General features: G+C 65.7%; 2 protein-coding genes. Both read left to right on the top strand.

From position 1 onward, the window contains the following. A partial coding sequence (locus HU720_RS22545; protein ID WP_186523080.1) for a non-ribosomal peptide synthetase occupies window positions 1-3,236 on the top strand: 3,236 nt, incomplete at its 5' end. A gap of 12 nt (window positions 3,237-3,248) precedes the next feature. After that, the coding region (locus HU720_RS22540; protein WP_186523079.1) for a non-ribosomal peptide synthetase at window positions 3,249-12,388 on the top strand (9,140 nt) is incomplete at its 3' end.

Raw genomic sequence — 12,388 nt, 5'->3', positions numbered from 1 at the left:
ATGCATTGCCGGTGGCGGTGGCTGACATCGAAGACATCTACCCGTTGTCGCCCATGCAGCAGGGCATGCTGTTCCACTCAAGCTTTGGCGATGCCACGGGCGACTACATCAACCAGATGCAAGTCGAGGTTCAAGGTTTGCAGGTAGCGCGCTTCGAGGCCGCCTGGAATGCCGTGATCCAGGCCCATAACAGCCTGCGCTGCACCTTCGTCTGGTCTGCCGAACAGGCCCAGCCCGTGCAAGTGGTGCGGCGCCAGGCATCGGTGGCCCTGCGCGAACTGGACTGGCGCGAACGTCGCGACTGCACCCAGGCCATCACCACACTGGCCGCCGATGAACGCGCGCGTGGCTTCGACATGCAGCAAGCGCCGTTGCTGCGCCTGCTGCTGGTACGTACCGGCGATGATCGCCACGTGCTGATCTACACCAGCCACCACATCCTCATGGACGGCTGGAGCAACGCCCAGTTGCTGGCCGAGGTGTTGCAGCGCTACAGCGGGGAGCAGCCTGCGGCGCCTGTCGGCCGCTTCAGCGACTATATCGGCTGGCTGCAACGCCAGGACCGCGTGCTGAGCGAAGCGTTCTGGCGCGAGCAACTGGCCACGCTGGAACAACCGACGCGCCTGGCCAGCACCTGCCAGCATCACGGCCAGGCCGGTTACGCCGAGCACGGCCTGCTGATCGATGCCGCCACCACCGCGCGCCTCGGGCACTTTGCCCGTGCTTGCAAAATCACCGTCAACACCTTGGTGCAAGGTGCCTGGGCCTTGTTGCTGCAACGACGTGTCGGCCAGGAGTGCGTGGCGTTCGGCGCCACGGTGGCCGGGCGTCCGGCTGAACTTGCCGGCATCGAGCAACAGATCGGCCTGTTCATCAACACATTGCCGGTGATCGTGCCGGTGGTGGCCGGGCAACGCCTGGGCGCCTGGCTGGACAGCCTGCAGGCCCTCAACGTGGGTATCCGCGAGCACGAGCACACGCCGTTGTTCGATATCCAGCGTTGGGCCGGACAGGGCGGGGATGCGCTGTTCGACAGCCTGCTGGTGTTCGAGAACTACCCCGTGGCCGAAGCCCTGGAGCGTGGCGCGCCGTCCGGTCTGCGTTTTGGTCAGGTTCACACCCAGGAGCAGAGCAACTACCCGCTGACCTTGGTAGTCGGCTTGGAAGACAGCCTGTCGCTGCGTTACAGCTACGACTGCCAGGCCTTCAGCGCTGCGATCATCGAGCAGATTGCCCAGCAGTTGCAGCATCTGTTGCTGCAGATGCTCGAGCAGGGTGCGCAAGCACCGGTCGAAACCTTGCAACTGCTTGATGGCGAGCAACGTCAGGCCGCTGTGAATGCCTGGAACGCCAACCCGGCAAGCTTCACTCCAACCTTGCCGCTGCACCGTCTGATCGAGGCCCAGGCCGCGCGCACCCCGGATGTCACGGCTGTAGTCTGCGAGGGTCGGCAACTGAGCTACGGCGAACTCAACCGCCAGGCCAACCGCCTGGCCCATGCCTTGATCGACCAAGACGTCGGCGCCGACGTGCTGGTCGGGCTGGCGGCGCCGCGCTCGCTGGAACTGGTGGTAGGCCTGCTGGCCATCCTCAAGGCCGGTGGCGCCTATGTGCCGCTGGACCCGGCGTACCCGTCGGAGCGCCTGCACTACATGGTCGAGGACAGTGGCCTGAAGCTGCTGCTGGGACAGGGCGACCTCGGCCTGGAGCTGCCTGATGATGTGCGCCTGCTGGACCTGGCAGGCAACTACCGCGACTTTGCCGAGCACAACCCGGCCGTCGAGGTGAGCCTGGATAACCTGGCCTACGTCATCTATACCTCCGGCTCCACCGGCAAGCCCAAAGGCACCTTGCTTGCGCACCGCAACGTACTGCGCCTGTTCGAGGCCACCGAGGGCTGGTTCGGCTTTGGCCCGCAGGACTGCTGGACGCTGTTCCACTCCTACGCCTTCGACTTCTCGGTGTGGGAGCTGTTTGGCGCCTTGCTGCACGGCGGGCGACTGGTAGTGGTGCCGCAGGATGTCAGCCGCTCGCCAGAGGCGTTCTACCAACTGCTGTGCGAGCAGCGTGTCACCGTGCTCAACCAGACACCCTCGGCGTTCCGCCAGCTCATGCAGGTGGCCTGTGCCGAGGGCGCACGCGGCGATCAGCACCTGCGCTACGTGGTGTTTGGCGGCGAGGCGCTGGAGGTGGCAAGCCTGAAACCGTGGTTCGAGCGCTTTGGCGACCGTGCCCCGCAGTTGGTGAATATGTATGGCATCACCGAAACCACGGTGCACGTGACCTACCGGCCGCTGTCCCTGGCCGACCTGGAGCAGGGCGCCTCAAGCCCGATTGGCGTGCCGATTCCGGACCAGAGCCTGTACGTGCTGGACGGCGACCTCAACCCGGTGGCGGCGGGCTGCATCGGTGAGCTGTATGTAGGCCGTGAAGGTTTGGCACGGGGTTACCTGAACCGTGCCGACCTCAGCGCCACGCGGTTCATCCCTGACCCGTTCGGCGCCGCGGGGGCGCGGCTGTACCGCAGCGGAGACCTGGCACGCTGGCGTGCCGATGGCGTGATCGAATATGTCGGGCGCATGGACCACCAGGTGAAAATCCGTGGTTTCCGCATCGAGCTGGGTGAAATCCAGGCGCGCCTGCAGGCCTTGTCGCAGGTGCGTGAAGCGGTGGTGCTGGCCCATGACGGGGCGAGCGGCACGCAACTGGTCGCCTACGTGGTGCCTGCGCAACCGGTGCAGGAACAAGCGGCCTGGCGTGAAACGCTCAAGGCCGGGCTGCGTGAAGATCTGCCGGAGTACATGGTGCCGGCGCACCTGCTGCTGCTTGAGCGCATGCCGTTGACCGCCAACGGCAAGCTGGACCGGCGCGCCTTGCCGGCGCCGGATGCCAGCTTGTTGCAACAGGCTTATGTGGCGCCGACCAGCGACCTCGAAGTGCAGGTGGCGGCCCTGTGGGCGCAGGTGCTTGAGCTCGACCAGGTGGGCTTGAACGACAACTTCTTCGAGCTTGGCGGCCATTCTTTGCTGGCCACCCAGGTGGTGCTGCGCCTGCGTGAGGCGCTCGGCCATGAAGTGCCGGTCAAGGCCCTGTTCCTGGCCCGCGACCTGGCGGACTTCTGCGAGGCTTTGCAGGCCCTGCAACCTGAGCTCGATCCGCTGCACGATGTTTTGGCTAAATCCTTGGAGGACCTCAATCGTCTAACTGCCGATGATCTTGAAAAACTGATTTCCTAGTGAGGACACGGCATGCAGCAACTAATCGAATCGGTAAGTGCGCTTTCTTCCGAGAAGCGCAAAGCCTTGGCGATTCTGCTGAGTCAGAAGGGGGTCAACCTCTATGGCATCGCGCCGATTTTCCGGCGCGATGGCGACGAGCCCCTTCGGTTGTCGTATGCCCAGGAGCGTCAGTGGTTTCTCTGGAACCTCGAGCCGGACAGCGCGGCGTATCACATCCCCAAGGCGCTGCGCTTGCGCGGCGCCTTGGACCTGGCCGCGCTGCAGCAGAGCTTCGCCACGCTGATCGAGCGTCACGAGGTGCTGCGCACGGTGTTCGTGGAGGCGCAGGGCCAGTTGCAGCAGCAGATCAAGGCGCCGTTTGCCTTGCCGATCCCGGTACAGCCGCTGGCGGATGAGGGGCAGCTCACGCAGGCGGTGGAGGGCGAGATTGCCGAACTCTTCGACCTAAGCCAGGGGCCACTGCTGCGTGCGCGGCTGCTGCAATTGGATGCCAACGACCATGTACTGGTGTTGACCCAGCACCACATCATTTCAGATGGTGCCTCGATGCAACTGATGGTCGAGGAACTGATCACCTGCTATGCCGCGTTCGCGCTCGGTGAGCAACCGCAACTGCCGGCCTTACCGATCCAGTACGCCGACTATGCGTTGTGGCAGCGCCAATGGATGGAGGCCGGCGAGCGCGAGCGCCAGCTGGCTTACTGGACCGCCCGCCTTGGTGGCGAGCAACCGCTGCTGGAGTTGCCCCTGGATCGGCCACGCCCGGCGCAGCAGAGTTTTGCCGGCGCGCGCCTGGACATCGAGCTGCCCGGCGAGTTGAGTCAAGGCTTGCAAGCGGTGGCGCGCCAGTATGGCGCTACCTTGTATATGGTGCTGCTGGCGTCCTTCCAGGCGTTGCTGCACCGCTACAGCCGCCAGCGCGACATTCGGGTCGGGGTGCCCATCGGCAACCGCAACCGTGCCGAAACCGAGCGCCTGATCGGGTTCTTCGTCAATACCCAGGTGCTCGGCGTCGAGGTCGATGGCCAGGCGCCGTTCAGCGACCTGCTGCAGCAGGCCAAAGAGGCCGCGCTGGGGGCGCAGGAGCATCAGGATTTGCCGTTCGAGCAACTGGTCGAGGCACTGGCGCCGGAACGCAACCTCAGCCATAGCCCGCTGTTCCAGGTGCTGTTCAACCATCAGGTGCACCGCGGCGAAACCCAGCAGGCGCATCAGCTGCCGGGCTTGGCGGTCGAGGCGCTGAACTGGCAGAGCCATACCGCGCAATTCGACCTGATGCTCGATACCCACGAGGCGCAAGGCCAACTGTGGGCCACGTTGACCTACGCCACCGACCTCTTCGACCAAGCCACCGCCGAGCGCATTGCCGCGCACTGGCACAATTTGCTGCAGGGCATCGTTGCCGCGCCGCAGGCCCGGGTCAGCGAGCTGCCGATGCTGTCACCAGATGAGCGCACGCACACGCTGCACGCCTGGAACGCCAACCCGGCAAGCTTCACTCCAACCTTGCCGCTGCACCGTCTGATCGAGGCCCAGGCCGCGCGCACCCCGGATGTCACGGCTGTAGTCTGCGAGGGTCGGCAACTGAGCTACGGCGAACTCAACCGCCAGGCCAACCGCCTGGCCCATGCCTTGATCGACCAAGACGTCGGCGCCGACGTGCTGGTCGGGCTGGCGGCGCCGCGCTCGCTGGAACTGGTGGTAGGCCTGCTGGCCATCCTCAAGGCCGGTGGCGCCTATGTGCCGCTGGACCCGGCGTACCCGTCGGAGCGCCTGCACTACATGGTCGAGGACAGTGGCCTGAAGCTGCTGCTGGGACAGGGCGACCTCGGCCTGGAGCTGCCTGATGATGTGCGCCTGCTGGACCTGGCAGGCAACTACCGCGACTTTGCCGAGCACAACCCGGCCGTCGAGGTGAGCCTGGATAACCTGGCCTACGTCATCTATACCTCCGGCTCCACCGGCAAGCCCAAAGGCACCTTGCTTGCGCACCGCAACGTACTGCGCCTGTTCGAGGCCACCGAGGGCTGGTTCGGCTTTGGCCCGCAGGACTGCTGGACGCTGTTCCACTCCTACGCCTTCGACTTCTCGGTGTGGGAGCTGTTTGGCGCCTTGCTGCACGGCGGGCGACTGGTAGTGGTGCCGCAGGATGTCAGCCGCTCGCCAGAGGCGTTCTACCAACTGCTGTGCGAGCAGCGTGTCACCGTGCTCAACCAGACACCCTCGGCGTTCCGCCAGCTCATGCAGGTGGCCTGTGCCGAGGGCGCACGCGGCGATCAGCACCTGCGCTACGTGGTGTTTGGCGGCGAGGCGCTGGAGGTGGCAAGCCTGAAACCGTGGTTCGAGCGCTTTGGCGACCGTGCCCCGCAGTTGGTGAATATGTATGGCATCACCGAAACCACGGTGCACGTGACCTACCGGCCGCTGTCCCTGGCCGACCTGGAGCAGGGCGCCTCAAGCCCGATTGGCGTGCCGATTCCGGACCAGAGCCTGTACGTGCTGGACGGCGACCTCAACCCGGTGGCGGCGGGCTGCATCGGTGAGCTGTATGTAGGCCGTGAAGGTTTGGCACGGGGTTACCTGAACCGTGCCGACCTCAGCGCCACGCGGTTCATCCCTGACCCGTTCGGCGCCGCGGGGGCGCGGCTGTACCGCAGCGGAGACCTGGCACGCTGGCGTGCCGATGGCGTGATCGAATATGTCGGGCGCATGGACCACCAGGTGAAAATCCGTGGTTTCCGCATCGAGCTGGGTGAAATCCAGGCGCGCCTGCAGGCCTTGTCGCAGGTGCGTGAAGCGGTGGTGCTGGCCCATGACGGGGCGAGCGGCACGCAACTGGTCGCCTACGTGGTGCCTGCGCAACCGGTGCAGGAACAAGCGGCCTGGCGTGAAACGCTCAAGGCCGGGCTGCGCGAGGACCTGCCGGAGTACATGGTGCCGGCGCACCTGCTGCTGCTTGAGCGCATGCCATTGACCGCCAACGGCAAGCTGGACCGGCGCGCCTTGCCGGCGCCGGACGCCAGCCTGTTGCAACAGGCCTACATCGCCCCGCAAACGGCCATCGAACAACGTATCGCCGCCGTATGGGCGGATGTCCTGCGCCTGGAGCGCGTCGGCCTGGGTGATAACTTCTTCGAGCTGGGCGGCGACTCGATCATTTCCATCCAGGTGGTCAGCCGCGCCCGTCAGGCCGGTATCCACTTCACGCCCAAGCAGTTGTTCCAGCACCAGACCGTGCAGAGCCTGGCGCGGGTGGCGCGTGAGGACGACGGTATTCAGCGCATCGACCAGGGCCCGGTGCAGGGCGGCATGCCGCTGTTGCCGGTGCAGCAGTGGTTCTTTGCCGAGGTGAGCGAACAGGCCCATCACTGGAACCAGTCGGTGCTGCTGCGGCCAACGGCTGCGCTGCATGCGACCACCCTCGAAGCGGCCCTGCAAGTGGTAGTGAACCATCACGATGCCTTGCGCCTGCGCTTTAGCCGGGAACAAGGCCAATGGCAGGCGTGCCACGCGCAGCCAGACACCGCCAGCGGCCTGCTGTGGCAACGCCAGGCCGCCGACGAGGCGGCGCTGCAGGCCTTGTGCGAGGCGGCGCAAACCAGCCTGCAACTGGACGGCTCGCTGCTGCGCGCCGTGTTGGTGGACATGGCCGATGGCAGTCAGCGCTTGTTGCTGGTGATTCACCACCTGGTCGTAGACGGGGTCTCCTGGCGGGTGCTGTTCGAAGACCTGCAGCAGGCCTATACCCAGCTGGGTGCGCAGCAGCCGCTGCAGCTGCCGGGTAAAACCACGGCCTACAAGGCCTGGGCCGAGCGCCTTGAAACCTATGCGCGCAGCCCGGCCATGGCCGCCGAACTGGCCTGGTGGCAGGCGCAGCTGGCCGGTGCTGCGCCAGGCCTGCCGTGCGCAAACCCTGCCGGAGGGCAGCGCAATCGCCATGCCCGCAGCCTGTACACGCGCCTGGACAGCGAGCTGACGCGGCAATTGCTGCAGCAGGCGCCTGCGGCCTACCGCACCCAGGTCAATGACCTGCTGCTGGCCGCCCTGGCCCGGGTGATATGCCGCTGGAGCGCGCAGTCTACGGCGCTTGTCCAGCTCGAAGGGCATGGCCGCGAAGAACTCTTCGAGGACGTCGACCTGACCCGCACCGTGGGCTGGTTCACCACCTTGTTCCCGCTGGTACTGACCCCGGCGGCGGACCTGGCCGGCTCGATCAAGTCGGTCAAGGAGCAGTTGCGGGCAGTGCCTGCCAAGGGCATTGGCTACGGCATCCTGCGTCACCTCGGTGATGCCTCGGTGCAGGCCAGCCTGGCGGCTTTGCCCACACCGCGCATCACTTTCAACTACCTGGGCCAGTTCGATGGCAGCTTCGATACCGAACACGGTGCACTGTGGCTGCCGTCCGGCGAGGCGCGTGGCGAGGAACAAAGCCCGGATGCGCCGCTGGGCAACTGGCTGACCCTCAACGGCCAGGTCTATGGCGGGGAGCTGGCGATCGGCTGGACGTTCAGCTACGAGATGTTCGACGACGCCACCGTGCAGGCCCTGGCCGATGACTACGCGCGCGAACTCAAGGCGCTGATCGGCCACTGCTGCGACCCGCGCAATGCCGGGGCCACGCCTGCCGACTTCCCGTTGGCCGGGCTGGATCAGGCGCGCCTTGACCTGCTGCTGGATGACCCGCGGGCAATCGAAGACCTTTACCCGCTCTCGCCGATGCAGCAAGGCATGCTGTTCCACAGCCTTTATGGCGAAGGCAACGGCGACTACGTCAACCAGATGCGGGTGACCGTGCAAGGCTTGCAGGTCGAGCGTTTTCGCAGTGCCTGGCAGGCTGCTGCCGATGCACAGCCGATCCTGCGCAGCCGTTTTGTCTGGGAAGGCGATATCGGCCAGCCGCTACAGGTGGTTCAGCGTCAGGTTGAGGTGCCGTTCGAGTACCTGGATTGGCATGCCGAGGCCGACCTGGACGCGCGCCTGGATGCCCTGGCGGAGGCCGAGCGTGCGCGTGGTTTCGACCTGCGCCAGGCGCCGCTGTTGCGCATGACGGTGGTGCGCACCGGTGAGCAGGGTTTCGAGTTGATCTACACCAACCACCACATCCTCATGGATGGCTGGAGCAATTCGCAGTTGATGGGCGAGGTGCTGCAGCATTACGCCGGGCACCCTCCGGCGCACACCGGGCGCTACCGCGACTATATCGACTGGCTGCAGCGTCAGGACCCGGCGCTCAGCGAGGCGTTCTGGCGTGAGCGGCTAGCCCTGCTGGAGGCGCCTACCCGACTGGCGCAAAGCCTGCAGAGCGCACCTGGCAGCGGCTACGCAAACCATGTGCGGCAGGTAGACGCTGAGCGCACCCAGCGCCTGGAGGCGTTTGCCCGGCAGCAGAAAGTCACCCTCAACACCGTGCTGCAAGCGGCGTGGCTGTTGCTGTTGCAGCGCTACACCGGGCAGCCTGCGGTGGCCTTCGGTGCGACAGTGGCGGGGCGCCCGATGGAGCTGGCCGGTATCGAGCAGCAGATCGGCCTGTTCATCAATACTCTGCCGGTGATCGCCAGCCCGCAACCGGCGCAGTCGGTGGCCGACTGGTTGCAACGGGTCCAGGCCCTGAACCTTGAGCTGCGCGAGCACGAGCACACCCCGCTGTTCGAGATTCAGCGCTGGGCCGGGCAGGGCGGCGATGCCTTGTTCGATAGCCTGCTGGTATTCGAGAATTACCCGGTGGCTGAAGCGCTGGAGCGTGGCGCTCCGCAGGAGTTGCAGTTCGGCACGGTCGACAGCCGCGAGCAGACCAACTATCCGCTCACCCTGGGCGTCAACATGGGCGCAACGCTCGAGCTGCACTACAGCTTCATGCGTGAACAGTTCGACACCGCGGGCATCGAGCGCCTGGACCAGCAATTGCTGGGGCTGATGGAACAGTTCAGTCAGGCGCCTGCCGCGGCCCTTGGCAACCTGGCCTTGCTCGATGCGCAGCAACGCAGTGCCTTGGCCCTGGCCAATGCGCCGCAGCCCTGGCAGGACGGGCTGCTGGTGCACCAGCGTATTGCCCAGCAGGCCGCGCGGCGGCCCGAGGCCCCAGCGGTGTTTTTCGCCGATCAGCAACTGAGCTTCGCCAGCCTGGACCAGCAAGCCAACCAGCTGGCCTGGCGCCTGATCGAGGAGGGCGTTGGCGGCGAGATTCGCGTTGGCGTGGCGCTGCCGCGTGGGCCGCAGGTGCTTGTCGCCTTGCTCGCCGTGCTCAAGGCCGGTGGCGCCTATGTGCCGCTGGACGCCAGCTACCCGGCCGAGCGCCTGGCCTACCTGATGGAAGACTCAGGCATTGCCCTGCTGCTCACCGACTCGACCCTGCGTGGGCAACTGCCGCTGCCGGCGACCCTGGCGACCCTGCAGCTCGACACCCTGGACCTTGCCGCCCACCCGCTGTATGCGCCGCAGGTGGTGGTGCACGCGCAGAGCCTGGCGTATGTGATCTACACCTCCGGCTCCACCGGCAAGCCCAAGGGGGTGTGCGTCGAGCATGGCCCGTTGGCGATGCACTGCGAAGCCATCGGCCAACGGTACGCGATGAGCGAAGACGACTGTGAGCTGCACTTCATGTCGTTCGCCTTCGACGGTGCCCACGAGCGCTGGCTGACTGCGCTGACCCACGGCAGCCGTCTGCTGGTGCGCGACGACAGCTTGTGGGAGCCCGGCCAGACTTGTGCGCGGATGTGTGAGCACGGGGTGACCGTAGCGGCGTTCCCGCCTGCCTACCTGTTACAGATGGCCGAGCACGTCGAGCTGCACGGTGAGGCGCCCAGTGCGCGGATTTACTGCTTCGGCGGGGATGCGGTGCCGCGTGACAGCTACGAGCGGGTGCATGCTGCCCTCGCGCCGCAGCACATCATCAACGGCTATGGGCCGACCGAGACGGTGGTCACGCCGCTGATCTGGAAGGCTGATCGTCACACCGACTGTGGCGCCGCCTATGCACCGATCGGCACCCGTATCGGCGACCGGTGCACCTATGTGCTGAGTGCCGACCTGAGCCTGCTGCCGGCAGGCGTGCAAGGCGAGTTGTATCTGGGTGGGCATGGCCTTGCCCGTGGCTACCTGGACCGCCCCGGCATGACTGCCGAGCGCTTCGTGCCCGACCCCTATGGGGCGCCGGGGGCGCGGATCTACCGCAGTGGCGACCTGGTCCGCGAGCGGGCCGATGGGGTGTTCGACTACCAGGGCCGGGTGGACAACCAGGTGAAGATCCGCGGCTTCCGGGTCGAGTTGGGTGAAGTCGAGTCGCGCTTGCTGGCCGAGGCTGAGGTGCGCGATGCCGCAGTGGTGGCGCGGCCAGGGGCCAGTGGCCAGCAGTTGGTGGCCTACGTTGTCGCGCTTCATCCGGCACAGGCCGATGCGGCCTGGTGCGACGCTCTCAAAGCCAGCCTGCGAGCGCTGCTTCCCGACTATATGGTCCCATCCCACCTGGTTGTGCTCGACGCCATGCCGCTGACCCCTAACGGCAAGCTCGACCGCAAAGCGCTGCCGCAGCCACAGGCCGGCCAGCCCCTGGACGCCTACGTGGCGCCGCGCAGCGTGTTGGAACAAACCGTGGCGACGATCTGGGCTGAAGTGCTCAAGCTGCCCCAGGTAGGAATGAACGACCACTTCTTCGAACTTGGCGGACACTCGTTGCTGGCGACCCAGGCGGTTGCACGCGTGCGGCATGTGCTGCAGGTCGAGGTCGCTCTGCGCACCTTGTTCGAACATGCCACTTTGCAGGCATTCTGCGCTCAGTTGCAGGGCGGCGCGGTCACTGCGGTGCCTTCCATCACTGTCGCCGACCGTACCCAGGCCTTGGCATTGTCCTACGCCCAAGAGCGGCAGTGGTTCCTCTGGCAACTGGCGCCGGACAGCGCCGCCTATCACATCCCGGTCGCCCTGCGCCTGCGTGGCCCCTTGCAGCCAGAAGCGCTGCGCAAGGCTTTCGAGCACCTCATCGCCCGCCACGAGACACTGCGCAGTGTGTTCGTCCATCAGGACGGGCGCACCGAGCAAGTGGTGCAGGCGCCGTTCGCCTTCGAGCTGCCTGTTCAAGTAGTGGCCGAAGTCGATGAGGCTTACCTGCTGGCACGTATCGAGCAACAAGTGCGCCAGCCGTTCGATTTGCAGCAGGGGCCGTTGCTGCGGGCAGAATTGCTGCGTGTAGAGGCCCACTCGCATGTACTGGTGCTGGTAATGCATCACATCGTGAGTGACGGAGTGTCGATGCAGGTGATGGTTGACGAGCTGGTTGCCCTGTATGACGCCTTCAGCCAGGCGCGTGCGGCCAACCTGCCTGAGCTCGCGTTCCAGTACGCCGACTACGCCGTCTGGCAGCGTCAGTGGATGGACGATGGTGAGCGGGAACGGCAATTAGCGTATTGGCTGCAGCAGTTGGGCAGTACGCAGCCTGTGCTGGACCTGGCGCTTGATCGCGCCCGCCCGGCGCTGCGCAGCCAGGCAGGGGCGAGCTTGACATTGGTGCTGCCTGCACCGTTGCAACAGGGGTTGCGTGAGTTGGCTCGCGAGCACGGTGTGACGCTGTTCATGCTACTGCTGGCGGCCTATCAGACGCTGCTGCATCGCTACAGTGGCCAGACCGATATTCGGGTGGGTGTGCCTGTCGCCAACCGTAACCACGCCTGCACCGAGGGGTTGATCGGCTTCTTCGTCAACACTCAGGTGCTCAAGGCCGAGTTCGCACCTCAGGCGACCTTCCTTGAGCTGCTTGGCCAGGTACGGCACGCCGCGCTGCAAGCACAGGCCCATCAGGACCTGCCGTTCGAGCAACTGGTCGAAGCGTTGGCGCCTGAGCGTAACCTGAGCCACACCCCGTTGTTCCAGGTGCTGTTCAACTACCAGAGCGACGCTCCGCGGTTCCAAGGTGCGCAGCAGGTGCATGAGTTGAGCGTGGAAGGGCTGCAGTGGGATACCGGTATCGCCCAGTTCGACCTCACCTTGGACATGTTCGAGAGTGAGGACGGCATGCTGGCGTCGCTAGTGTATGCCACCGACCTGTTCGATCGCGCGACCATCGAGCGCATGGCCGAGCACTTCACCAACCTGTTGCAGGGCATCGTCGCCCAGCCTGAGCAAGCCGTGGCCGAGCTGCCGTTGCTGGGCACTGCCGA

Source organism: Pseudomonas sp. SWRI51 (assembly GCF_014268825.1).
GTDB lineage: Bacteria > Pseudomonadota > Gammaproteobacteria > Pseudomonadales > Pseudomonadaceae > Aquipseudomonas > Aquipseudomonas farsensis.
Note: the sequence above shows the minus strand (reverse complement) of the source record. Positions and strands in the feature narration are given on the sequence as shown.